This window comes from Aliisedimentitalea scapharcae, from assembly GCF_045277565.1.
Taxonomy (GTDB): Bacteria; Pseudomonadota; Alphaproteobacteria; order Rhodobacterales; family Rhodobacteraceae; genus Aliisedimentitalea; species Aliisedimentitalea scapharcae.
Genome location: NZ_CP123584.1, coordinates 2,176,695 through 2,199,334 on the forward strand (window position 1 = coordinate 2,176,695; position 22,640 = coordinate 2,199,334).

The following is a 22,640-nucleotide window of genomic DNA, read 5'->3' on the forward strand; positions in this document are numbered from 1 at the left end:
TCAGGCGTCCTTGGGACGCAGAACCAGCCAGATCAACGCACCACCGGCGAGCATCAGGAACGGGGCCATTGCCATGTTCACAGCCGACCACCCTTCGACAGCGGACCCACCCGAACAGTTCATCAATCCGCCCGATGACAGGGACGCAAGAGTGACGCCACCAAACACCAACAGGTCATTCAACCCCTGCATCCGCCCGCGTTCATGTGGTTCATGGGCTCCGGCCAGCATGGTGGTGGCCCCGATAAAGCCAAAATTCCAGCCCAGCCCCAGCAGCACCAACGCGACAAAGAAATTCTCGAGATCGACACCGTTCAGAGCGACCGCGCCTGCACCGGCCAGAATGATCAATCCGGCTGCAACGACCTTTTCGACACCAAAGCGGGCGATCAGATGTCCGGTGAAAAACGACGGAATATACATGGCCAGCACGTGGCTGGACACCACGTTGGCCGCGTCCGCTTCGTCAAACCCACAACCGACCACGGCCAGCGGGGTCGATGTCATCACCAGGTTCATCAGCGCATAAGATACCATTGCACAGATCACGGCCACGGCAATGCGTGGGGTTTTCAGCATCTCCCACCGGGTGCGTCCGCGCGGGCTGTCATGTGACGGTGCTTCGGGTTTTGGGATGTCCAGAAACAGGAACAGGCCAGATCCCAGGACATTCAAAGCGATGACCGTCAGATAAGTGCCAAAGAAGGGGATGACATACGCCTGGCTGGTCATCTTGACCAACTGAGGGCCAATCAGCGCAGCCAACAACCCCCCGGCCATGACATAGGAAATCGCCTTTGGGCGGAACTCATCGGATGCGGTGTCGGCGGCGGCAAAGCGATAAAACCCGTGCGCGCTCATATAGACGCCGGTCAGAAAGCTGCCGATCAGAAATACTGGAAAGGATCCCAGATACAGACCATAGGCCCCGATGGCCGCCCCCAAAGAGCCGCCTGTCGCCCCCACAAAGAAACCGGCAGGACGCCCCCAACGCTGCATGATCGCCGAAATCGGCGTCGCCGACAGCATTGATCCCAACACGATCAGAGAAATCGGCAAGGTTGCAAAACAGGCATTGGACGCCAAGGATTGTCCAGCCAGTCCCCCAACGATGAAAATCATCGGCATCTGCGCCCCGAGCACGGCCTGCGCCAAGACGAGGATGGCCACATTCCGCTTGGTGCGCGAGTCGCCGGTATGGGTGCTTATCATTGTCATATTCGGATCCGTAGCGGTGAACCGAAGGAGGGACAAGAATGTTGCAGCCATTGTGAACAGGGTTAATGATCGCAGATCTGAAAGAGAGGAAGTAACGTGGCGTCAAATGAGAGCTTGGGACGGATCATTCGGGGCGATGCCTGCGTGCAGGAAGGTGCGGGCTGGCTGGCAGAACAGGACAGCCGGTTTGCCTCAGCCCTGGAGCAGACAGGCGTTCTGCCCTTGCGACTGCGCCCTGATGGGTTTGCTCAATTGCTGAACGCAATCGTATCACAACAGGTGTCGGTGGCCTCGGCGAATGCGATCTGGGCGCGTCTGGAAGCGGCTGAATTGACCCAGCCGGATCAGGTTGGGCGTGCCAGCGACGAGGATCTGCGCGCCGCGGGCCTCAGCCGGCCAAAAGCGCGCTATGCCAAGGCCTTGGCCGAGGCAGGGATTGATTACATTGGATTGCGCACACGCCCAACGGATCAGGTTGTCGCCACTCTGGTGCAGGTACCTGGCATTGGAATGTGGACGGCCGAAATCTATGCGATGTTTTCGCTTGGGCGTGCGGATGTCTTTGCGCCGGGTGATCTGGCCCTTCAGGAAGCGGCGCGGGTGCTGTTTGATCTGCCTGAACGACCCAGCGAAAAGGCCCTGCGACACATGGCCGACGACTGGTCGCCGTGGCGATCGGTTGCGGCGCGCATCCTGTGGGCCTATTACCGGGTGATCAAGGACAGGGAAGGGATCCGATGACTCGTGTTTTGACTGCAGGGCGCAAAGAACCACTTTCGGGGAGCACCCGGTCGATTGTCGTGTTCCTGCACGGCTATGGGGCCAATGGGGCCGATCTGTTGGGGTTGGCGGATCCGTTGGGCGAACATCTGCCCGATACGTTGTTCGTGGCGCCGGATGCACCAGAAGATTGTGCCGGCTCGCCGATGGGATACCAGTGGTTCCCGATTCCCTGGATCGATGGATCTTCGGAAGAAGAGGCTATGCGCGGAATGTCCGCCGCTGTCGACGATCTCAACGCGTTTCTCGACGCATTGATGGTCGATGAAGATGTGCTGCCCGAGCAGGTGGTTCTGTTCGGGTTCTCACAGGGCACAATGATGAGCCTGCATGTGGCACCGCGCCGGGAAGACCCGGTCGCCGGTATCGTCGCGTTCTCAGGGCGTCTTCTGGAGCCGGATCTTTTGGTGGACGAGGTGGTCAGCAAGATGCCGATCCTACTGGTTCATGGTGATGCGGATGATGTGGTTCCGGTGCAATCGCTGCCCGAAGCGGCAGAGGCGTTGCAAAAGGCCGGTTTCACCGACGTCTATGCGCATATCATGAAGGGCACGGGGCATGGAATCGCGCCGGATGGGCTGAGCGTCGCGCTGGCCTTTATGCGGGACAAGCTGAGCCTCTGATTTCGCCTGGCCCTGCTTCTTTCTGGTTCAAAATACCTCGGGGTTTGGGGCAGAGCCCCAATGGGATGACCTCGAGCACAGCGCCCGATCTCAGGTCGACATATTGAAACCGCGGGGCTCCCGCCCCTTTGTCAGGCATCATAGATGCCAGACAAAGCGTTGGGCCTGTCAGCGCGCCTGCGGCGCGCTGTGAGCGGGATGTCAAATTAGGCGTCAGACCACAGGTGCGGTTCGGCAATTTCAATGGAATTGCCGGCGGGGTCGCGAAAATACAACGAATGGGCCCCATTAGGCCAGTCGAACTCGCTTTCGATGACAACCCCGGCTGCAATCAGCCGGGCGCGCATCTGGTCCATGTCCGCGCGGGGGTGTGCAAAGCAAAAATGCCCTGGGCCCCGCGCACCATGCGGCGGCACCGGAAAGCGGGGTGAGCTGGTGGGTTTGTCTGTTTCGGCCGGGTTGAACACCAACAATGTCGCGGTGCCAACCTGAAAGAAGACATGGCGATCGCCGATCCGCTGGATTTTCCGCAATCCGATGACGGTGCCATAGAAGTCTTCGGCTGCATCCAGATCGTCGACATACAGCGCAGCTTCGAGAACGGCAGAGGGGGCAGGGGCGTTGGGCAACATGGAGCCCAGCGTATCAGCGGTTGCCACGCTTGTCAGGAGGCGGCAAGTCAGCCCATTGTCCAATTTGCAATCCTGTCACGGTCCAGGGGCCAATCCGGGCCCGGATCAGGCGCAGGGTCGGGTGGCCGACGGCGGCGGTCATCCGGCGGACCTGCCGGTTTCGACCTTCGCGGATGGTCAGTTCGATCCAGCTGTCGGGGATGGACTTGCGCACCCGGATTGGCGGTGTACGCGGCCACAGCCCATCTGGTTCCGGTATCAGCGTGGCCTTGGCCGGGCGGGTCAACCCGTCCTTTAGCTCAACGCCATCGCACAATGCCTGGATGGCCTGTGTATCGGGCAAACCTTCGACCTGAACCCAATAGGTTTTGGCCATCTTGTGGCGGGGGTCGGCAATCTGGGCCTGAAGACGTCCATCATCGGTCAGCAGCATCAGGCCTTCGCTGTCGCGATCCAGTCGACCAGCGGGATAGACCTGTGGCACGTCGATGAAATCGGACAGCGTGGCGCGCGGTGTTCCGCTGGTACCGCGATCGGTGAACTGTGGCAGCACATCAAACGGTTTGTTAAATCGGATCAAGCGGGTCATGGGCCGCAAATACGGTCCTGCGGGCCCAGGCACAAGCCCGCGATTTCATCCGTACTGATCCGGCGCTGATCCTACACCAATCCTACGCCGATCCATGCCTGTCATTGCGCTGTCATCTTTGTGGGGCACCCTTGGGCGAGATATTGTGTGATCTTGGGGCTTGTCAGGTCTCAACCACGATATATAGTTATCGTATGGCAGGGGCGGGTTCCCCGCTCTGGTGTCGGGACGCAGGCAGACAGGGCGAGGAAGACGTTGATCATGGACGGAAACTTCAGGACCGAATTTGTACGTGAGCCGGGGGCTTTGAAACAGCATCCGGCCTTGGTGCTGAACGCGGATTATCGACCGTTGTCCTATTACCCGCTATCGCTGTGGTCCTGGCAGGAGGCGATCAAGGCAGCCTGGTTGAACAGGGTGGATATTGTCGCCGAATATGACGAGGTGGTTCATTCGCCCAGCACCGAAATCCGAATACCCTCGGTGGTGGTGTTAAAGGATTATGTGACCCCCAGAAAGCGCGTGGCCTTCACGCGCTTTAATTTATTCTTGAGGGACGGATTCCGCTGTCAGTACTGTGGTTCCAAAGGGGATCTGACGTTCGACCATGTCGTGCCGCGCGCTGCTGGTGGCGTGACCAGTTGGGAAAATGTTGTTGCGGCCTGTTCACCCTGCAACCTGCGCAAGGGATCCAAACCGTTGCATCGTGTGGGCATGTCGTTGCGCAAACCTCCGCGTCAGCCCGGAGCCGAAGAATTGCGCAATGTCGGGCGCAAATTCCCGCCCAACCACCTGCATGAAAGCTGGATGGATTTTCTGTATTGGGATGCCGAACTGGACGCCTGATCCAGCGCAGCCTGCGCAGGGGAGCAAGGCATCGCCGGCCCCCCTAAGGCGCGGCAGAAAAAAGCCGGAGCCCATAGGCTCCGGCACTAGGTGGCGCCCCGAAGAACGCAGTGGTTTATGCTGTGTGTTCTCAGGGAGCAGCGCGCTGCAACATTCCGAACAGATCACGCGGATCGTCCGGGTCCGCCAGCATGTCCAGATCAAAGAAATAGTCGGTGTCTTTGATCCGGTCGCGGATATAGCGCAGGGCGCTAAAGTCCTCTATGGCAAAACCAACACTGTCAAACAGCGTGATCTGGCGATTGTCACGCCGCCCTGGTTTGGTGCCTGAAATTACTTCCCACATTTCTGTTACGGTAAAATCGGGGGCCATCTGTTGAATTTCGCCCTCGATGCGGGTCTGGGGTGGGTATTCCACAAAGACGTCCGAACGGCTGAGGATGCCGGGTGCCAGTTCGGTCTTGCCCGGGCAATCTCCGCCGATGGCGTTGATGTGCACGCCGCTGCCAACCATATTGTCGGTCAGGATGGTGGCGCATTGTTTGTCCGCTGTGCAGGTGGTCAGAATGTGTGCGCCTTCGATGGCCGATTCCGGCGATGTACACCGCACCACCTTTAGACCGGTGCCGTCGAGATTGCGGGCACATTTTTCCGTGGCCGCAGGATCCTGATCATAGAGGCGAACGGATGTCACGCCGCAGATTGCCTTCATCGCCAGGCTCTGGAATTCTGATTGGGCACCATTGCCGATCATGGCCATGGTGTCTGCCCCTTTGGGAGCCAGGTATTTCGCCACCATGGCCGATGTCGCCGCCGTGCGGAGCGCCGTCAGGATGGTCATTTCGGTCAGCAGAACCGGATAGCCAGTGTAAACATCAGCCAAAAGGCCAAACGCGGTGACTGTTTGCAGGCCTTCCGAGGTGTTCTTGGGGTGGCCGTTGACATATTTGAAACCATAGGCTTCGCCGTCAGATGTGGGCATCAATTCGATTACCCCGACATCGGAATGAGAGGCCACACGCGGTGTCTTGTCAAACAGCTCCCAGCGTTTGAAATCGGCTTCGATATAGGCGGCCAGATCGCATAGAACCTGTTCGATACCTACATGATGAACCAGCCGCATCATATTGTCGACACTGACAAAAGGCACCAGTGCCTTGTCGGATGGTTGGTTCATTGGGAGATCCTTTCTCTTGGGCTCAGATGGACGCCGGCCAGCATGCAGCGCACCGAGCCTCCGGCGGTTTCGATTGTCGGGACATGCAGGGGCAGCGGTTGGGCCGACCGTTCGATGATTGCGATCTGTTCGGGGTGCAGCGCATCCAGCGCGCGGGCCGACAGGGCCAGCAGACGGTGGTGGCCGGTCAATTCAATGGCATTGCCAGCAAAATTCGCGATCTGGTCGTGTGTCAGGTCAATGACCGCACGCCCCGATTCCTCCAAACGACCGGCAATCTGGCGTCGACGGTTGGGATCCGTGATCATGTCCAGGCAAATCAACGCATAATCGGTCCCAATGCCCATCAGAACATTGGTGTGATAGACGTCGCGCCCCTGGGCATCCCGGGCCTGAAACGCCATCGGTTCGAAATTGAAATGGGTGCAAAACCGCTCTAATAGGATCGGGTCGGCCCGGTTGGATTGCACCGTATAGGCAATACGTCCGATATGGTCGAGCACCATGGCTCCGGTCCCTTCGAGCGCGAGCCCATCCTGTTCAAGCCCGGAATAATCTATCACATCCTGCACGCGGTAGTCGCGCTTTAGCAGTTCGATGACATCCATGCGCCGTTCCAATCGGCGGTTGGGGGCAAACATCGGATAGACCGCCACATGCCCTCCCGCATGAGTTGAGAACCAGTTGTTGGGAAACACGCTGTCGGGCGTTTGCGTCCCGGTGTCATCAAAGGCATGTACCGTGACACCGGCGTCGCGCAGCGTGCCAACAGCCGTGTCAAACTCGGCCAGCGCCGCCTGAGATGTGGCCGTGGCGGAACGGTTTGACAGGGTTTGGAACGCATTGTCGTCACGCGTTTCAGGGTTCGAACAGAAATGATGCGGGCGGATCATCACCACCGCACGGGGGGCTTGCAGAATATTCAACGAAAGCTCCGGGTTGGGCGATCAAAGACATGGCGTCCCAGCGCCGAGGCACAGAGATCCACCATCAGATGTGCGGTGCGTCCGCGTTCATCCAGAAACGGGTTCAGTTCAACCAGATCAAGCGAGGTCATCAACCCGCTGTCATGCAGGATTTCCATGACCAGATGGGCCTCGCGCACGGTGGCACCGCCCGGAACGGTGGTGCCGACAGCCGGGGCATATTCGGGGTCGATAAAATCCACGTCCAGCGAAACATGCAACATGCCGTTTTCTGCGGCGACCCGCTCCAGAAAGGCCGTCAGAGGGCGCACAATGCCCTGTTCGTCGATCTCGCGCATGTCGTGGCGTGCGATCCCTGTGCCCTGCAAGGATTCGCGCTCTGGTGTATCGACCGAACGCAGGCCAATCATGCAGACGTTTTCCTGTGGCACGGGGGAGGTCACTTTGGGGAACCCGCCAAAGTCGGGGCGTCCGGTGAAATAGCCAACCGGGGTGCCATGCAGGTTGCCAGAATCGGTGGTCATGGGCGTGTGATAGTCGGTATGGGCGTCCAGCCACAGCACGAACTGGGGGCGCCCCTGTTTGGCGGCATGATTGGCCACACCAACAACCGATCCCAAAGACAGGCTGTGATCGCCCCCCAGAAAGATCGGCAACCCGCGGTCCATCGCCTCTTCGGCCACCCGAATCAATCTGTTGGTCCAACCAATGGTTTCATTGGGGGCAAACAGCGGACCATCGTCGCTGTCGGCGGGATGTGACGCGGGGGTGAAATTTCCCAGGTCCTTGATCTTGTGCCCCAGCGATTGAATTGCCTGTGCCAGGCCAGCAGTGCGATAGGCATCCGGCCCCATCAGGCAGCCGGGCCGCCGCTTGCCGCTGTCCACGGGAGCGCCGATCAGAATACAGGTTTGCGGAGTCACGTTTGGTGCCTTTCAAATGTTTCAATTCCAAATGGCCTCCGAAACGTGATAGATTCCAGCCACCAATTTGTGCAATATGGAACCCAATTGATCAAAATGGGTGTCGATATGGACGAAATGGACGGAAGGCTGATCGCCGCGCTCAGACATGACGCGCGCGCATCTTTGTCTGATCTGGCCTTGCAGCTGGGATTGTCGCGCACAACAGTGCGCAGCCGGATCGAACGGTTACAGCAACGCGAGGAAATTGTTGGCTTTACAGTTGTGTTGAAGGCCGATGTGATGCGAGACCCGGTCAGGGGATTGATGATGATCGGGATCGAAGGACGCGGCGCCAACCGGATCACCCGGCAATTGCAAAGCTTGCCCGAGGTGCGCGCGATTCATTCCACCAACGGGCGTTGGGATCTGATCGTTGAACTGGGCACCGGCACGCTAGAGGATCTGGACAAGGCCCTGGCACGTATTCGTGGGTTGGATGGTGTTCAAACCAGCGAAACCAACCTGCTACTCTCGACCAAGAAACAGTCGTGAAGCCGGTCGGGCAGGGGTTTGGCCCCTGTTTGCGGATCGGTCAACCACGCCCTTTGCGGGCATGATTGGCGACCGCGATCCACACTGCGGCCAACCCGAACGAGGCAATTGCATTCCAGCTGGCCATCGACAGGGTGAACATCTCCCATGGCACCTCGTCACAGCGCGCAAGCGGGGCCGTCATGATCTGCTCCATCAGCTGTTGCGGCGTCAGATCGGTGACCGGTCCAGATGTGCAGGTCGTCGGCCCTTCCCAGAATCCGCGTTCAACGCCGGTATGATAGACGCCGATCCCGGCGGTTGTCAGCGCCGCCAACGCACCCAGCCAGGGCAACAGCGCCCCACCAAACAACAGTGCCAAGCCCCCGATACCAACAGCGGCGGCATGGGGGTAGCGTTGCCAATAGCACATTTTGCACGGTGCCATGTCCCCAAGATACTGAAACCCAAGCGCACCCAGCAGAAGTCCAGCAGAGCCCAGCGCAGCGATGACAATCAAGATACGTTGCATGATTAGAGAAACCTCAGAACAAAGAAGCCACCAAACAGAAGGACGACAAAGACAGTGAACATCAGCCCCAGCCGTCTTTCGATGAAATCACGGATCGGTGCGCCGAACTTCCACAACAAACCGGCGACGACAAAGAAGCGCAAGGCCCGCGCCAGAATCGAAGTGGCTATGAAGGTTCCAATCGGCATGCCTGTCCAGCCCGACATGATAGTGATGACCTTGTAAGGGAAGGGGGTTACCCCGGCACCCAACACCGCCCAGAACCCAAAGTCGTTGAACCGGGTGTTGAATTCGGCCACAGCGTCGCCCTTGCCCAGGGATTCCAGGATCGGTTGACCGATGCTGTCATAAAAGAACGCGCCAATGGCATATCCCAGCATCCCGCCCGCAACCGAAGCAACCAGCGCCACCAACGCAATCAGCCAGGCCCGCGATGGACGCGCCAGAATCATCGGGATCATCAGCACATCCGGAGGAATAGGGAAAACCGAGCTTTCGACAAATGCAACAAGGGCCAGCCACCAGATGGCTTTGGGGTGTTCGGCCAGGGCCATTGTCCAGGAATATAGCCGTTGCAGCATAAAGCCCTCCGCGCGTGCCTGCCCAGGTGATTGACCATGGCACCGGGGCAAGGTCAACCGGGATCATAAATTTCCTGCCCAATGAGTGCGTTTTCTGTGTTTTTGCCTCTGGACCTCGGCTTGCTCCTTGGGTAGATCTCTGTTCGAGGCCCAAGTGGCGGAATGGTAGACGCAGGGGATTCAAAATCCCCCGCTGGTGACAGCGTGCCGGTTCGAGTCCGGCCTTGGGTACCATTGATTTAAAAGGGAAAAGCGGCTTTTGGTCGCTTGGTCAGAAAGTAGCTTTTCCCTTGCCTCACCCCATATCAGCAGCAGGCGATAATTTGGCGTTGGTCTGGTGCAGTTTTGTTGTGCCTGTGCTCCCTGCTGGCTGGTGATTGACCATTTTGTGACGAAACCCGGCCAGACAGGCTTTCCTTGATACCTGCTGTGCGGGCGACAATGCTATTATGCGATGGAAGGCGAAATTTCTGTTTGGCGGCGGGCGACAAAGGCGTCCAACTCTTCGTGTCGGGCGATGTCCAGAGATGGGTGTTCATAGTCGCGCAGCAGAGCCTCGGCTTTTTCTGCGGCGCGTGTCTGCGTGTCCTTGCTGCCCCGGGCCTGCCATTGTTCGTAGGCCTCATAATCCAGGATCTCGGGAGCAAAAAATGCGTCCTGGAAGTGTTTGAGCGTGAATTCATCGCCCAGATAATGCCCACCTGGACCGACACGCCGCACCGCCTCCAGCGCTTCTTGCAGGCGATCAAACCGCACACCGGCGGCGTATTTCGCCATCAACAGATTCTGTTCCGCATCCACGATCAATTTGCTCAGACAGTGCACCATGCCCGCCTCGTCCCATCCTCCTGCATGGAGCAGGAAGTTTGCGTTTGAAGTGACTGCCGCCATGTAGGAGGTCGCGGATTCATATCCCGATTGCGCATCAAAACTCTTTGATGATGCCTGGGACGCGGTCGTGCGCCAGGGGATTTGATATCTGCGGGCCAGTTGGCCCACCAGCGCATTCATCTGGCTGACTTCGGGCATCCCCGACATCGGCGCGCCGGTTTTCATCGACACTGACACCGAATACTGCCCGTAAATCGTTTTGGTTCCGGGTTTGACCAATTGGGCATAGGCAATACCGGCGATGGCTTCGGCATTCAGCTGGGCGACGGTGGCCACTACATCGGCGGGTGTATTGGCAGCTCCCAGCACAAACGGAGAGATCAGCACAACCTGATTGGCAGCGGCAAACACCCGCAACCCCTCCAGCATGGTCGAATCCCAGACCAGCGGCGAATTGCCCGAGATCTGCCCCATGATGACGGCGTTCTGTTCGAGAAAGTCGGCTCCGTGGGCAATTCGGGCCATGGCGATGGAATCCTCGGCCCGCTCCTGGCCGGTGGTCAGGCCGAAATAAGCCAGATCCGTTTCCACCAGATTGGTGTGATTGATGTGTAGATGCCGCCAGGGGACCGGAATTTCGGTGGGTTCACAGGCAAATCCGGTGGCCATGTGAAACCCGGGGCTCATCTGGATCAGCTTGTTGATACGACGCAGGTCATCGAGGGTGGAAAATCGCCGGGTGCCATCCAGATCCCGAATGTTCGGTGCGCCCTGCATCGGGCAGAAAGATACCGTATCCACACCGATTTCAAATCGGGTGTCAGCGCCGCGTCCGGTCATTTCAAACCGATCTGGTGCCTGTGCCAACAGCCCCGTGACCAGATCGGGGTCCAGATGCACACGCTGTCCGCGCACATCGGCACCCGCCTTCTTCCACTGGTTCAGGGCCACCGGGTCGCGGAAATCAATGCCGATTTCCTTGAGGATCCACAATGAGGCCAGATGGATGTGTTCCAGTTCATCCCGGCTGACCAGTTCCACCGGTTTGACCCCATAGCGAATGGTACCCAGACGCGGCGTCACCTCGGCCGCACGGGCCGCCTGCCGGGCACGGCGTCCCTGGCGGATGGGGTGGGGCGGTGTCTGGTTCATGTCATGGATCCCCCGATACCCACATCTCAGGTCTCCAACGGGGCAAGGGTTCGGAGCATGGCCGCCTGGGCGGCGGCGTCAATCTGGCGCAGAGGGCGGCGAACATTGCCCAGACCATAGCCGCGATGATGTGCGGCCACGACGACGCATTGCATGTAATCATGGGTCCAGATGTGCAGCAGCGAAGGCAGCATCTTTTGCCACAGAGCCAGAGCCTGGACATGTTCACCGGCGGCCACGTGGTTATACAGCGCAACCGTTTCATGCGGCATATAGTTGGCACCGCCCCAGATTGCGCCAGTGGCCCCGGCCATCAGAGCGTAAACAGCGGTAGTGTCACAGCCATTCAGCACCTTGGCCCCAGTTTGCAGGTATTGTTGATGGGTGGTCAGATCGCCCGCGCTGTCTTTGATATAGTTGAAATTGGTCAGCGCGCTGAGGCGGGCAAACAATTCCGGCGAAACAGCCAATCCTGTGGCCTGCGGAATGTTGTAGCCAACAATATCGATGTCGATTGCCGCGTCGATTTCGCGATAAAATTCAAGAATGCCATCGTCATCAACCGGCCCCTCCAGATAGGGGGGCAGGATCATGAGCGCATCTGCCCCTGTGGCTTGGGCATGGGTGGATCTGCGGATCACCTCGTCCATGTTCAACGCCGATGTCTGACAGATCGCATTACAGCGACAATTGATCCGTTTGATCCCGGTTTCGAACAGCTGGTTGCATTCGGATTCGGTCAAATAGGGGTGTTGACCGGTGCCCGACCCCAGAACCAGCCCGTGAACGCCCGCGTCGATATAGACGTCGATCAGACGCTCCCATTCGTCATAGTCAATTGCGCCGTCCTCCCCAAAGGGGGTCTGCATTGCCAGGTTGATCCCTGCAAGATTGGCCATCTGTGCCTCCGTTCATGTTTCCTTTCCGGCCCGTAGGAACCGGTATTTTGTCGTTGCCCTGACGCCGATTTCGGTCAGCCAGGCGGGCAGACCCCGATTTGGCTTGGGGCGGTTGTTCAGAATATCAATGCTGCGGCTGGATTTGCCCAATGCCAATTCTGCCAGCGCCTTGCCAAAACCGACGCCGCGCGCAACGCCGGTGCCGTTGCAGAATGCCGCGCCAAAAACGCGTGTCCCGAGTTTGCCAAACACCATGCCGCCATTATGCGCCATGGTCAGCAACCCGCCCCAGCTGTGTTCATATCCGATATGGGACAGGTCCGGATACCGCCGGTCAAAGGCGATCTGGTGATGCCTGTGGGCGCGATCGACGTCTGCCTGATGCGATTGAAACCCGCGGGCATAGGAATAGACATTTCGCAAAAACAAACGGTTGTCCTGTGTCAGGCGCAGCGTGGTGCCAAAGCTTTCGGCGGGGATGACGCCAAATGGGCCGCGGGCACCAACCGTTTCCAGTTCGGTTTTGGTCAAGGCCCGCGTCATTGATCCATAGGTATAGACCGGGATGGCGGTCTGTTCGAAATAACCGCTGGTGGTCAGATAGGCGGCATTGCACAGGCACAGGGTGCGGGCCCGTATCACCCCATCCGGGGTTTCGCACAGATGGTGCTGTGCCTCGGTCGAGATCCCTGTGACCGGCGTCTTTTCATACACGGTCACGTTCTCCGGCAGCGCCGCAACCAGATTCACCAGATATTTGGCGGGCTGCAGCAAAACGGTTCCCGGTGTGTGAAGGGCCGATACATAGTGTTTTGACCCGGTTATGGATTGAATTTCGTCCTTGGCGATCCAGCTGAAATCCTTGCCGATCTGGGGCAGGGCGTTGGCCATGTCGTGCAGACATTGTACCCCGCGATCTGTTGCAGCAGCGTGGTATTTTCCCGAAGCATCCCAATCACACGCGACACCCAGATCGCTGACGGCGCTGTGCATGTATCTGATGCCTTCGACATTGACGTGAAATTCTTCGGCGTTGCCCGTCTTGTCTTCGGCAAAATGTTTGTTGCGCGGGTTATGGGCCAGATCAATGGCAAACCCGGCGCAACGGCCCGCTGCATTGTTGCCGATGCGGCCCGCATCCACCAATATGATCCGCGCATTCGGAGCGAGATCAGCCAATCGACGCGCACAGTGCAATCCCATCCAACCGCCGCCCACAACCAGATAGTCACAGGTTATGTCAACACTCAGCCGACGGGCCGGTGTCCGGTTCCCAAGTGCCGCGTACCACCCGGAAGATGAGGGCTCCATATGAACATTCTTTAGCTTCATACGGTGATATTAGGGAGAGACGTGATTTTCAGTAGATAGTCTTTGTTCATCTGGATATTAGTTGAATTTATGTCTGGATTGCAAAAACTCCTCCCGTCTGCCAATGCGCTTCTGGTGTTCGAAGCGGCCGCCCGGTTGCAAAGCTTCAAGGCAGCGGCGTTGGAATTGAATGTGACACAGCCCAGCATCAGCCACACGATCAAATCCATGGAAGCCCATCTGGGAGTGCAATTGTTCGAACGCGGCAATCGTGGGGTGCGTCTGACCAAAGCGGGCGCAGAGCTGAACGCCGTTCTGACCCCGGCCTTGGCACAGATCGAAGACAGGCTGCGAAACATTTCCGGACATGACAGCCAGACCATAACGATTGCCGCATCGACGTCGGTTGCGGCGCAGTGGCTGTTGCCGTTGACGGCCATATTTCAACGCGCGCATCCGGGGATCAATGTGCGCATCATGACCACCGACCGGAACGTCGAGCCGGGAAATGAAGTTGATCTGACAATTCGCCGGGGTTTGCTGAACTGGAGCAGGCCGAACAGCTGGATGCTGTGTCGGGAGGAACTGTATACGATTTGCAGCCCCGCATATCTCGAACGGGCCGGTCCGGTTCGGGGTTTGGAGGATCTGAAAAACCATGCGATCATTCACAACGCCGAACCGTTTCGCAACAGAATGACCTGGCAGGGGTGGTTGAAGTGTCAGGGGTATGAGGGGCCGGAACTGCCGGAAACGCTGGTCCTGAACGATTACCAGCTGGCTTTGCAGGCCTGCCTGGCAGGCGAAGGAATTGCATTGGGCTGGTCAATCACATCAAAGAACCTGGTAGATACCGGGATCCTGGTGCGACCTTTGTGCCAGGAAATCCATACTGACTATGGGTTCTACATGATTGGCCCCAAAACCCTCGAAATCTCGCGCGCCCGGATGAAATATGTCAATTGGTTGCGCGAAAACGTATGACGGGCCACCGCACTGTGGACCCCGGCAGGGCAACCCCTGTGGCTACTGGGTTCTGATCCAGTCTACAAAAGCTTTGACGCTGTTTTGGACCTTGTCGCGACGTGGGCGTGCGATGAAATAGCCATAGTCGGCGAGGGCCTGATCCGACAGGTGATACAGCTTTTGTTCGTGCAACTCGCGGTCGATCAATGAATCCATTAGCGCAATGCCCTGGCCGTCTATTACGGCCTGGACCCGAACATTGGGGTCAGGGATGATCAGCGTGTCCCGTCGGATCCGTGGTGGCAGGTGGGCCATGTTCAGCCATTCGGTCCAGGCATTGCTGTCATCGTGATCCCGCAACAACGTAAAGGTCGAGAACGCCTGTTCCAACCCAATCTCATTGACCAGCGCCAGAGAGGCCCGATTGCCAACGGGGTAGGCGGGGCAGGGCAGAAAGGGGATGATTTCTTCGTCCTGCCACTGTCCGTTGCCCCATCTGATTGCAATGTCGACGCCTTGGGCCTTGAGATCAAAAAGCCGGATCATTGGCTGCAGACGCAATTGGATATCAGGATGGGCCTGCATGAACGACATCAGCCTGGGCGACAGCCAACGGGCTGCGAAATAGGTTGAAACACCCACCGTCAAACTGCGGGTTGATGTTCCCTTGATCACCTGAATATCGGCTTCGATTTCCTCATAGTGGTCCTGACAGAGGGTCAGCAGCTTCTGACCTTCGGCGGTCAGTGTCACACCGCGCGCGTTGCGATGAAACAGTGCAAGCCCCAGATCCGTTTCCAGCGTTTTGACCTGATAGCTGATGGCCCCTTTGGTCATGTTCAGAGCGTGGGCGGCATCCGAAAAGCTGACGTATCGGGCGATTTCTACAAACAGCCGCAGGGAGTCGTGATGGTGAAAACGAACAGGCATGGAGAACCGTTTAAAATACTTGAACGCAAAGAGCAAAATTTATCCATTGTCGGATCACAAAAATCCTAAAATATATAGCCAATGGAAATCTCGGGAGGGGTTTGAGTTGGAAAAAATGAACGTTCTGGGGCATATTACCCAACGTGGACGTCTGCGTCGGGGCCGATTGACCCGACACAATGCACCCCAGCCCGTTCCCGTGTATCGGCACCGCAAGATCCCGGTTTACGACTTGCTTGGGGATGCGGCATTGACCCGGATCGAGGATCAGGCCGATTGGATCCTGGACACGATCGGTGTTGAATTTCGGGGGGACGAAACAGCGCTCGCGCTTTTTGCCACGGCAGGGGCGCGGGTTGATGGCGCGCGCGTCCGGTTTGAACCGGGGCTGGCCCGGCATCTCTGTACGACGGCTCCAGCGGAGTTCAGGCTGCACAGCCGCGACGCGACCAATTCGGTTGATCTGGGGGGCGACAATCTGGTGCTGATGCCCGGATATGGGGCACCATTTGTGACCGACCTGGACCGCGGGCGGCGCTATGGCACGCTGGATGATTTTCGCAACTTTGTGAAGCTGGCGTATATGTCCCCCTGGCTGCATCATTCCGGGGGGACAGTGGTTGAACCGACGGATGTTGCGGTGAACAAACGGCACCTGGACATGATGCTGGCCCATCTCACCCTGTCAACCAAACCGTTCATGGGGGGCGTGACATCGCCCGGGCGTGCACAGGACAGCACCGACATGGCTCGATTGGTTTTTGGGGCTGAGTTCATGGACCGGAACGCCGTGATGCAGGCCAATATCAATGTCAATTCTCCTTTGGTTTATGATGACACCATGTCCGGTGCCTTGCGGGTGTATGCGGCGGCCAATCAATGTGTCTGCATCTCGCCGGCCATTTTTGCCGGAGCCATGGGGCCGCTGTCTCCGGCGGCTGTGGCGGCGCAGACCCTGGCCGAGGCCATGGTAGGTATCGCGCTGAGCCAATTGGTGCGCCCTGGGTGCCCGGCGGTGTTCGGCAGCTTTCACTCGTCGATGAACCTCAAAACCGGAGCGCTGACCTTTGGATCTCCCGAGGCCAATATGACGACAATGGCGATGTCCCAGTTGGGTCGCAGGCTGGGTGTGCCCGTTCGATCGGGAGGGGGACAGGTCACCGCATCCAACGCTGCGGACGGACAGGCGATGCAGGACAGCGCAGATGCGATGTGGGCAACGTTGCTGTCCGGCGGGCATCAGGTCTGGCACGCGGCTGGTTGGCTCGAAGGGGGGCTGGTCATGTCCTATGAAAAATTCGTCATGGATCTCGACCATTGTGGCGCGATGTTGAAGATGTTGCAGGGCTTTGGGGTCGAAGACGAAGACTTTGGTCGCGACGCCTATCACGAGGCTGGACCGGGTGAGAATTTCCTGTCGACGGGGCATACCCTGCGCCATTACACCACCGCGAATTTTCAGCCCCGGATCCCCGAAGCGGGGCCATATGAAACCTGGAACGAAAACGGTGCCCAGACCGTTGATCAACGCGCCACTGCGCGTTGGCAGCAGATGCTGGCAGCATATGAACCACCCGACATGCAAGACAACATGCGCGCTGCGCTGATGGAATTCGTGGCCGAACGCAAAGCCGCCATGCCCGATGAATGGTATTAGGAAGGACCCCAAAATGACCAAAGAACTTAGCCGCACGTCGGCTCTTGCTGCACGACATATTGCTCTTGGATCCGGGCTGGAGGATTGGAACGGGATGGGCACAGCCTGGACCTATGACACCGACCCGAATGATGAACATGATGCAGTGCGGGATCGGGCCGGGATGTTCGATATGTCTGCGCTCAAAAAGGTTTTTGTGCGTGGCCCGGATGCGCAGGCGGTTCTGGATCATCTGACCACGCGGGATCTGTCCCGGCTGGTTCCGGGCAGGTCGGTTTACCTGTGTGTTCTGACCGACTCTGGCAGCATTGCCGATGATGCGATCGTGTCGAACAACGGTGGCGAGGAATGGATGATCGTGCACGGGTCCGGTGACACCATGGCGCTGCTTGCGGCCTCGGCTGTCGGGCGGGATGTGGCGTTGGAGTTTACGGACGAATTGCATGATCTGTCGGTTCAGGGGCCCAAGGCCCTGCAGATTCTGAATGCGCATTGCGATATTGATTTGGCTGCTCTGGCCTATTTTGACCACAGGCCGGTCCATTTGTTTGGCCACCCGTGCCGGATTTCACGTACCGGATATTCCGGTGAACGTGGGTACGAGATTTTTGCCGATGGCGGGGTGATCACGGACATTTGGGACAAATTGGTTGATGCCGGTGTCATGCCCTGTTCGTTCACTGCCCTGGACAAGGTCCGGATTGAAGCCGGTCTGTTGTTTTACGGGTATGACATGACCCAGGCCCATACCCCCTGGGAAGTTGGTTTGGGGTTCACGGTCAGCACGTCCAAGGGAGATTTCCGCGGCAAGGAGGCCGTGATGGCGGCCCGGGGAGATGAAAAGATCACCAATGTTTGCCTGGATATCAAACATTCCGACATGGTCGAAGGCGGAGAAGTGTTGTCGATAGGGGGCAGCGCCGTGGGCGTGATCAACAGCCCCTGCTATTCGCATCGTTTGGGCAAATCTCTTGCGCTCGCGCATGTTCAGACAGGGATCCCGGTTGGGACTGTGCTCAGCGTTGCAAGCGAAACATTTGAAACCACGGCGACCATTGTCCCAAGCCCGATCTACGATCCGCAAAAGGCGCGCACGCACAGCTGACAAGAGCGGGGTGACGGCTGCGAACACACCCGAACAGATCGGTTTGTCCAATGATCAGTTCGGCGTGGCACAGGTGTTGCGGGCATCATCTGTGGCAGATGGCAGTGGCTGATGACGGTTCTGGTGCCATTGATTGGCGGATGCAGCCGCGCCTGAAAACCGGTTTTGTCGATTTGATCCGATGAACTGGGACTTGACGACATCAAGCCCAGATTGCCAAACTGAGCAAAGGATTATGCAACCAATCAGAGTTTAAGAACCAATATCCAAATTGCAGGCGGGGTATGACATGCGAAAGACGTTTTGGAGTGTTGTCTGCATTGCGGCCAGCACCATGCCCTTGGCCGCCCAAGAATGGCAGGTTCTCGGTGGAATAGAGGCGGTGTCCAATTACGTCTCCAATGGCGTCACCCAGTCCAATGGAAACCCCGCAATCCAGCCTTGGGTCGAGATCAACAATGCCCATTTCTACGCTGGCCTGTGGGCGTCGAACGTGGATTTTGGAAATTCCGACGATTACGAACTTGATATCTATCTGGGTTATCGGCGCAGCTTTGCGAATGATCTGTTTATCGACCTCGGCTATGCGCGGTATCTGTATGACGGGACCGGGGATTGTTGCGGTGAATTGAAGGTGACGGCCGCCTATCCCATTCATGATCGGGTCGGGCTGTTGGGGTATGTCGCCTACAATCCCGAAAGCGATGAATGGAACCGCCGTGCGACCCTGGCCTACAAGGTCAACGACAAGATCTCGTTGTCAGGGACGTATGGATATTCGGATTTCAACCAACATGATTACTGGGATGTCGGGGCGTCGTTTCCGCTGACGGATACGGTGGCGATGGATGTCCGGTATCAAGGGTCCGAAGCCGGGGACGAAGGGGTGGTTGTCGGTGTGTCCTGGTCTGCGTCGCAGGTGAGCATGGCGCAGCTGTTTTTGGCCCCCTTCCGCCGGTAGCGACACGCGTGGCGAACCAGAGCGTGGCGGTGGATACCAATCGCACAACGCACACACGAATTTCAACTTGCAACATGTTGTGAACAAACGATTAGATCCGGCTGAATCCACCGTTTCAGCCGACGATGGTATACCGTTGGCCGGGCATTTGTTTCCGATCTTACCCGTCGGCTCTCGAAATTGTCGCTAGTCAGATGTTGGCTGACGCAATCCGCTGACCGGGCCCCCGAAACGGTCGCTTAGAATGCTGTACCAAGCTTTGGTGCGGCCCCGACACCAGATCGATCAACGAGGCATCTGGGAGGACGCGCGACATGAAGGACAAGACCACAACAACCGAACAGGCAATGGCCCTGATCCGCACTGGTGACGTTGTGACCACGACTGGCTTTGTACAAAGCTGTATTCCAGAGATGCTGCATGCGGCGCTGGAAAAGCGCTTTTTACAGGAGGGCGCGCCCCGTGACCTGACGTTGATCATGTGTGCGGGGGCGGGCGACAGCAAGGGGCTGGGCACTGGTCGTTTGCACCATGATGGGTTGTTGCGCCGGGTGATTGCCGGCAATTTTGGCCGGATGCCCAAGGTGGCCCAAGCCGCCCAGGAGAACAAGATCTGCGGGTATAACCTGCCACAGGGTGTTATCTCGCAGTTGTATCGCGCCTGTGCTGCGGGGCAACCGGGGCTGTTCTCCAAGGTGGGTTTGCACACCTATGTCGACCCGCGCCATGGGGGCGGCAAGGTCAACAAGGTCACAAATGAAGACATCGTCAGCCATGTCGAAGTCGAAGGCGAAGAGTGGCTGTTTTACAAGGCGACCAAGATCGACGTGGCGTTCATCCGCGGAACCAGCGCCGACAGGTCCGGCAATATCAGCATGGAACGCGAGGCGTTGACCCTGGACTGTCTGGCCCAGGCCATGGCCGCCCACAACAATGGCGGTATCGTCATTGCCCAGGTCGAACGCATTGTCGAAGATGGCTCGATTAAGCCCAAGGACGTCAAGATCCCCGGCTTGCTGGTGGATTGTGTGGTTGTCGCGGATGACCCCGAGATGCACCGGATGAATTATGGTGTTCAGCACAACCCGGCCCTGTCCGGCGAAATCCGGGTGCCGGTCAATGCCATGGCCAAGATGCCGTTGGAACAGCGCAAGATCATCGCCCGCCGTGCCGCATTCGAATTGCCGCCCAATGGGGCGGTCAACCTGGGCGTTGGGGCACCCGACGGGGTGGCCGCAGTGGCAAACGAGGAAAAGGTTACGCCGTATATCACGTTGACCACCGAGGCCGGGGCCGTAGGTGGGGTTCTGGCGGGCGGCTCCAGCTTTGGCAGTTCGGCCAATGCGGATTCGATCATCGACCAGAACCAGATGTTCGATTTCTACGACGGGGGCGGGTTGGATCTGACCTGTTTGGGGATGGCGGAATGCGATGCCCAGGGCAGCGTCAATGCCTCGCGGTTTGGCGGGCGGCTGAATGGCTGCGGCGGGTTCATCAACATCTCTCAGAATTCGCGTGCGGTGGTGTTTGCCGGGACGTTTACCGCCGGCGGCCTGCGTGTCGCCGTCGAAGATGGAAAACTGCGCATTGTTCAGGAAGGGCGCAACAAGAAGTTCGTGCGCCTGATCGAACAGATCACCTTCTCGGGGCCCTATGCATCGGAACGCTCGCAGCCGGTTCTGTATGTCACCGAACGCTGCGTGTTGCAGCTGACACCCAAGGGGCTGGAGCTGATCGAGATCGCTCCGGGGATCGACCTGCAGCGCGACATTCTGGATCAGATGGAATTCAAACCCATCATGGACAATGTCACCACGATGGATCCGCGCATTTTCCGCGATGAACCCATGGGGCTGATGGATGACCTGCTGAACCTGAACCTACCGGAACGCATCACCTATGATACCGAGCGCAACCAGCTGTTTGTCAATCTCGAAGGCTGGAGCGTCAAGAAAATGCGTGACATCGAAGATCTGTCACGGGTTTTGTCGGAGGCGTTCGACAAGAGCGGGCAGGGCGTCAATCTGGTGATGAACCAGAACGGTTTTCGCATCGCCGAGGATCTGCAGGATGAATACGCCGAGACGGTTGGAAAAATGCTCGACACATTCAGCGCCTCGGTGGCCCATTACACCACCAGCGCCTTTATGCGTCTGAAGATGAAGGAAACCTTGTCCAGCCGCGGGGTCCAGCCGCATATTTTTGAAAGCGGCGAAGAGGCGCAGCAGGATTATTGGGGGTCCTGAATTGGAAACGGCGCTGAGTGTTCAGCGCCGTTTTTCGTTGATCTGCCCGGTTTGATTCAACCAGCTTCGGCCTGTGCGGCGGTGACTGCGATCATGTGAACGATGTCTTCGTCGTTGCAGCCGCGCGACAGATCGTTGGCGGGTTTGTCCAGCCCTTGCAGGATCGGCCCGATGGCATTGGCACCGCCCACACGCTGGGCAATCTTATAGGCAATGTTGCCAGCATCCAGATTGGGAAAGATGAAAATATTGGCGTCGCCGCCCAGAGGGGAACCTTTGGCCTTGGACGCCGCCACGGTGGGGACAAACGCGGCATCGAATTGCAATTCGCCGTCGATCAACAGATCAGGGGCCAGGTCGCGGGCCATGTCGGTTGCGGTCGCGACTTTGGTGACGCTGGGGTGTTTGGCGCTGCCTTTGGTCGAGAAAGACAACATGGCCACCCGAGGTTCATTCGCGGTTAATGCCTGGTAACTGGCGGCAGATGCCAATGCGATTTGTGCCATCTCTTCGGCCGATGGATCGACCACCAGGCCGCTGTCGGAAAACACAAACGCCCCTTTTTTGGCGTGGTGATCCTGGCAGAACAGCATCAGGAAAAAGCTGGAGATCAGTTTCGACCCGGGTTTGGGGCCGATCACCTGAATGGCGGTGCGGACGATTTCAGCCGTGGTGGTGATGGCCCCACCCACGGTGCCATCGGCACGACCAGTTTTGACCAAAAGCGCGGCAAAGACATGCGGGTTGCGCACCGCGACTTTGGCGTCCTGGGGGGAAATCCCTTTGTGCTTACGCAGTTCAAAAAAGGCTTCGGCCATCTGCGGATTGAGCGGGGAGGTCTCGGGGTCATGCAGTTCGATGCCATCGGATGCAGCACCGATCGCATCCAATCCAGCACGGATTTCGCTCTCTTGCCCGACCAGCACAATCCGGGCAATGCCCTCATCACGGGCTGCGACGGCTGCCTTGATCACCCGGGGGTCGGCCCCTTCGGACAGTACGATCTTCTTTTGCGACCGGGCCGCGTTTTCCAAAAGCGTTTCCAGCGGTTTCATCGTTCACGTCTTTCTTTGGTAGGGGTGTGGCCCAAGATGGGCGTTCGTGCCGGTGATATCGAGATGTCCGCAGGGCAGGGGCATTGCCCAGCACGAGTTCCGAGTTGTTCGGGAAAATGCGCCTGATCGCCCCGGTGACGATAGGGCCAGAGCGGTGTTGTCCTTAGGTCCACAAATCCGCATCGGT

22 protein-coding genes and 1 tRNA gene are annotated in these 22,640 nt (G+C 58.1%); 10 read left to right on the forward strand and 13 right to left on the reverse strand.

The window, feature by feature from the left end; genetic code table 11:
• Window positions 1-1,218: an MFS transporter gene (locus QEZ52_RS10255; protein WP_406650174.1), complete on the reverse strand. Its 1,218-nt coding sequence runs from the start codon at window positions 1,216-1,218 to the stop codon at window positions 1-3.
• Between the two features lie 96 nt (window positions 1,219-1,314).
• Between QEZ52_RS10255 and QEZ52_RS10260 the strand changes: the two genes are divergently transcribed.
• The gene (locus QEZ52_RS10260; RefSeq protein ID WP_406650177.1) at window positions 1,315-1,959 is read left to right on the forward strand and encodes a DNA-3-methyladenine glycosylase family protein; all 645 of its coding nucleotides are present in this window, start codon (window positions 1,315-1,317) and stop codon (window positions 1,957-1,959) included.
• A complete protein-coding gene (locus tag QEZ52_RS10265; protein ID WP_406650180.1) occupies window positions 1,956-2,621 on the forward strand; it encodes an alpha/beta hydrolase in 666 nt (221 codons plus the stop codon). Before QEZ52_RS10260 ends, QEZ52_RS10265 begins: the two co-directional genes overlap by 4 nt.
• A gap of 206 nt (window positions 2,622-2,827) precedes the next feature.
• Here QEZ52_RS10265 and QEZ52_RS10270 read toward each other — a convergent pair whose 3' ends face one another.
• Both QEZ52_RS10270 and QEZ52_RS10275 read right to left on the reverse strand, forming a co-directional pair.
• The gene (locus QEZ52_RS10270) at window positions 2,828-3,253 is read right to left on the reverse strand and encodes a VOC family protein (RefSeq protein ID WP_406650421.1); all 426 of its coding nucleotides are present in this window, start codon (window positions 3,251-3,253) and stop codon (window positions 2,828-2,830) included.
• Between the two features lie 13 nt (window positions 3,254-3,266).
• A complete protein-coding gene (locus QEZ52_RS10275) occupies window positions 3,267-3,842 on the reverse strand; it encodes a pseudouridine synthase (protein ID WP_406650183.1) in 576 nt (191 codons plus the stop codon).
• Between the two features lie 261 nt (window positions 3,843-4,103).
• Between QEZ52_RS10275 and QEZ52_RS10280 the strand changes: the two genes are divergently transcribed.
• Window positions 4,104-4,688: an HNH endonuclease gene (locus QEZ52_RS10280; RefSeq protein ID WP_406650186.1), complete on the forward strand. Its 585-nt coding sequence runs from the start codon at window positions 4,104-4,106 to the stop codon at window positions 4,686-4,688.
• A gap of 130 nt (window positions 4,689-4,818) precedes the next feature.
• Here the strand turns inward: QEZ52_RS10280 and QEZ52_RS10285 are convergent, their stop codons facing one another.
• From QEZ52_RS10285 to rocF, 3 genes are read right to left on the reverse strand one after another with little or no spacing between them, the layout of a single operon-like run.
• Complete coding sequence (locus tag QEZ52_RS10285; protein ID WP_406650189.1) at window positions 4,819-5,865, reverse strand: ornithine cyclodeaminase; 1,047 nt, start codon at window positions 5,863-5,865, stop codon at window positions 4,819-4,821.
• Window positions 5,862-6,791, reverse strand: a complete 930-nt coding sequence (gene ctlX, locus QEZ52_RS10290; RefSeq protein ID WP_406650192.1) for a citrulline utilization hydrolase CtlX — start codon at window positions 6,789-6,791, stop codon at window positions 5,862-5,864. Before ctlX ends, QEZ52_RS10285 begins: the two co-directional genes overlap by 4 nt.
• Window positions 6,788-7,714: an arginase gene (gene rocF / locus QEZ52_RS10295; protein WP_406650195.1), complete on the reverse strand. Its 927-nt coding sequence runs from the start codon at window positions 7,712-7,714 to the stop codon at window positions 6,788-6,790. Before rocF ends, ctlX begins: the two co-directional genes overlap by 4 nt.
• Before the next feature lie 108 nt (window positions 7,715-7,822).
• Here rocF and QEZ52_RS10300 point away from each other — a divergent pair, with 108 nt between their 5' ends.
• Window positions 7,823-8,248, forward strand: coding sequence for an Lrp/AsnC family transcriptional regulator (locus tag QEZ52_RS10300; RefSeq protein WP_406650424.1), 426 nt, complete (start codon window positions 7,823-7,825; stop codon window positions 8,246-8,248).
• A 40-nt stretch (window positions 8,249-8,288) separates the two neighbouring features.
• Here QEZ52_RS10300 and QEZ52_RS10305 read toward each other — a convergent pair whose 3' ends face one another.
• Complete coding sequence (locus tag QEZ52_RS10305) at window positions 8,289-8,759, reverse strand: disulfide bond formation protein B (protein ID WP_406650198.1); 471 nt, start codon at window positions 8,757-8,759, stop codon at window positions 8,289-8,291.
• A gap of 2 nt (window positions 8,760-8,761) precedes the next feature.
• Window positions 8,762-9,340, reverse strand: coding sequence for a YqaA family protein (locus QEZ52_RS10310; RefSeq protein ID WP_406650200.1), 579 nt, complete (start codon window positions 9,338-9,340; stop codon window positions 8,762-8,764).
• Between the two features lie 148 nt (window positions 9,341-9,488).
• On the opposite strand from QEZ52_RS10310, the gene QEZ52_RS10315 reads away from it, so the two are divergent.
• Window positions 9,489-9,574 (forward strand) — tRNA-Leu (locus QEZ52_RS10315).
• Window positions 9,575-9,787: 213 nt separating this feature from the next.
• Here QEZ52_RS10315 and QEZ52_RS10320 read toward each other — a convergent pair.
• Genes QEZ52_RS10320 through QEZ52_RS10330 form a run of 3 tightly spaced genes read right to left on the reverse strand, consistent with a single transcriptional unit; the run spans window position 9,788 to window position 13,533 of the window.
• The gene (locus tag QEZ52_RS10320) at window positions 9,788-11,323 is read right to left on the reverse strand and encodes a trimethylamine methyltransferase family protein (RefSeq protein WP_406650202.1); all 1,536 of its coding nucleotides are present in this window, start codon (window positions 11,321-11,323) and stop codon (window positions 9,788-9,790) included.
• A 26-nt stretch (window positions 11,324-11,349) separates the two neighbouring features.
• Window positions 11,350-12,222: a dihydrodipicolinate synthase family protein gene (locus tag QEZ52_RS10325; RefSeq protein WP_406650205.1), complete on the reverse strand. Its 873-nt coding sequence runs from the start codon at window positions 12,220-12,222 to the stop codon at window positions 11,350-11,352.
• Window positions 12,223-12,234: 12 nt separating this feature from the next.
• Window positions 12,235-13,533: an NAD(P)/FAD-dependent oxidoreductase gene (locus QEZ52_RS10330; protein WP_406650207.1), complete on the reverse strand. Its 1,299-nt coding sequence runs from the start codon at window positions 13,531-13,533 to the stop codon at window positions 12,235-12,237.
• Window positions 13,534-13,623: 90 nt separating this feature from the next.
• Between QEZ52_RS10330 and QEZ52_RS10335 the strand changes: the two genes are divergently transcribed.
• Window positions 13,624-14,517, forward strand: a complete 894-nt coding sequence (locus tag QEZ52_RS10335) for a LysR substrate-binding domain-containing protein (RefSeq protein WP_406650209.1) — start codon at window positions 13,624-13,626, stop codon at window positions 14,515-14,517.
• 42 nt (window positions 14,518-14,559) lie between these two features.
• Here the strand turns inward: QEZ52_RS10335 and QEZ52_RS10340 are convergent, their stop codons facing one another.
• A complete protein-coding gene (locus tag QEZ52_RS10340; protein WP_406650212.1) occupies window positions 14,560-15,429 on the reverse strand; it encodes a LysR substrate-binding domain-containing protein in 870 nt (289 codons plus the stop codon).
• A gap of 115 nt (window positions 15,430-15,544) precedes the next feature.
• Here QEZ52_RS10340 and QEZ52_RS10345 point away from each other — a divergent pair, with 115 nt between their 5' ends.
• The 4 genes from QEZ52_RS10345 to QEZ52_RS10360 all read left to right on the forward strand — a co-directional run bounded on the left by QEZ52_RS10345 (window position 15,545) and on the right by QEZ52_RS10360 (window position 21,398).
• The gene (locus QEZ52_RS10345; protein WP_406650427.1) at window positions 15,545-17,086 is read left to right on the forward strand and encodes a trimethylamine methyltransferase family protein; all 1,542 of its coding nucleotides are present in this window, start codon (window positions 15,545-15,547) and stop codon (window positions 17,084-17,086) included.
• 13 nt (window positions 17,087-17,099) lie between these two features.
• Window positions 17,100-18,191, forward strand: coding sequence for an aminomethyltransferase family protein (locus QEZ52_RS10350; RefSeq protein WP_406650215.1), 1,092 nt, complete (start codon window positions 17,100-17,102; stop codon window positions 18,189-18,191).
• A gap of 289 nt (window positions 18,192-18,480) precedes the next feature.
• The gene (locus QEZ52_RS10355) at window positions 18,481-19,152 is read left to right on the forward strand and encodes a TorF family putative porin (protein ID WP_406650219.1); all 672 of its coding nucleotides are present in this window, start codon (window positions 18,481-18,483) and stop codon (window positions 19,150-19,152) included.
• Between the two features lie 314 nt (window positions 19,153-19,466).
• Window positions 19,467-21,398, forward strand: a complete 1,932-nt coding sequence (locus QEZ52_RS10360; protein ID WP_406650221.1) for an acyl CoA:acetate/3-ketoacid CoA transferase — start codon at window positions 19,467-19,469, stop codon at window positions 21,396-21,398.
• A 56-nt stretch (window positions 21,399-21,454) separates the two neighbouring features.
• Here QEZ52_RS10360 and pta read toward each other — a convergent pair whose 3' ends face one another.
• Window positions 21,455-22,453 carry a phosphate acetyltransferase gene (pta, locus tag QEZ52_RS10365; RefSeq protein WP_406650223.1) on the reverse strand — a complete coding sequence of 333 codons (999 nt, stop codon included), beginning with the start codon at window positions 22,451-22,453 and terminating at the stop codon, window positions 21,455-21,457.
• Between the last annotated feature and the right edge of the window lie 187 nt (window positions 22,454-22,640).

What these genes read in the sequence shown, in the direction of transcription:
- QEZ52_RS10255 (WP_406650174.1), bottom strand. Translation starts at nt 1,218, where the DNA reads ATGACAATGATAAGCACCCATACCGGCGACTCGCGCACCAAGCGGAAT.
- QEZ52_RS10265 (WP_406650180.1), top strand. Translation starts at nt 1,956, where the DNA reads ATGACTCGTGTTTTGACTGCAGGGCGCAAAGAACCACTTTCGGGGAGC.
- QEZ52_RS10270 (WP_406650421.1), bottom strand. Translation starts at nt 3,253, where the DNA reads ATGTTGCCCAACGCCCCTGCCCCCTCTGCCGTTCTCGAAGCTGCGCTG.
- QEZ52_RS10275 (WP_406650183.1), bottom strand. Translation starts at nt 3,842, where the DNA reads ATGACCCGCTTGATCCGATTTAACAAACCGTTTGATGTGCTGCCACAG.
- QEZ52_RS10280 (WP_406650186.1), top strand. Translation starts at nt 4,104, where the DNA reads ATGGACGGAAACTTCAGGACCGAATTTGTACGTGAGCCGGGGGCTTTG.
- QEZ52_RS10285 (WP_406650189.1), bottom strand. Translation starts at nt 5,865, where the DNA reads ATGAACCAACCATCCGACAAGGCACTGGTGCCTTTTGTCAGTGTCGAC.
- QEZ52_RS10300 (WP_406650424.1), top strand. Translation starts at nt 7,823, where the DNA reads ATGGACGAAATGGACGGAAGGCTGATCGCCGCGCTCAGACATGACGCG.
- QEZ52_RS10305 (WP_406650198.1), bottom strand. Translation starts at nt 8,759, where the DNA reads ATGCAACGTATCTTGATTGTCATCGCTGCGCTGGGCTCTGCTGGACTT.
- QEZ52_RS10310 (WP_406650200.1), bottom strand. Translation starts at nt 9,340, where the DNA reads ATGCTGCAACGGCTATATTCCTGGACAATGGCCCTGGCCGAACACCCC.
- QEZ52_RS10320 (WP_406650202.1), bottom strand. Translation starts at nt 11,323, where the DNA reads ATGAACCAGACACCGCCCCACCCCATCCGCCAGGGACGCCGTGCCCGG.
- QEZ52_RS10325 (WP_406650205.1), bottom strand. Translation starts at nt 12,222, where the DNA reads ATGGCCAATCTTGCAGGGATCAACCTGGCAATGCAGACCCCCTTTGGG.
- QEZ52_RS10330 (WP_406650207.1), bottom strand. Translation starts at nt 13,533, where the DNA reads ATGGAGCCCTCATCTTCCGGGTGGTACGCGGCACTTGGGAACCGGACA.
- QEZ52_RS10335 (WP_406650209.1), top strand. Translation starts at nt 13,624, where the DNA reads ATGTCTGGATTGCAAAAACTCCTCCCGTCTGCCAATGCGCTTCTGGTG.
- QEZ52_RS10340 (WP_406650212.1), bottom strand. Translation starts at nt 15,429, where the DNA reads ATGCCTGTTCGTTTTCACCATCACGACTCCCTGCGGCTGTTTGTAGAA.
- QEZ52_RS10345 (WP_406650427.1), top strand. Translation starts at nt 15,545, where the DNA reads ATGAACGTTCTGGGGCATATTACCCAACGTGGACGTCTGCGTCGGGGC.
- QEZ52_RS10350 (WP_406650215.1), top strand. Translation starts at nt 17,100, where the DNA reads ATGACCAAAGAACTTAGCCGCACGTCGGCTCTTGCTGCACGACATATT.
- QEZ52_RS10355 (WP_406650219.1), top strand. Translation starts at nt 18,481, where the DNA reads ATGCGAAAGACGTTTTGGAGTGTTGTCTGCATTGCGGCCAGCACCATG.
- QEZ52_RS10360 (WP_406650221.1), top strand. Translation starts at nt 19,467, where the DNA reads ATGAAGGACAAGACCACAACAACCGAACAGGCAATGGCCCTGATCCGC.
- pta (WP_406650223.1), bottom strand. Translation starts at nt 22,453, where the DNA reads ATGAAACCGCTGGAAACGCTTTTGGAAAACGCGGCCCGGTCGCAAAAG.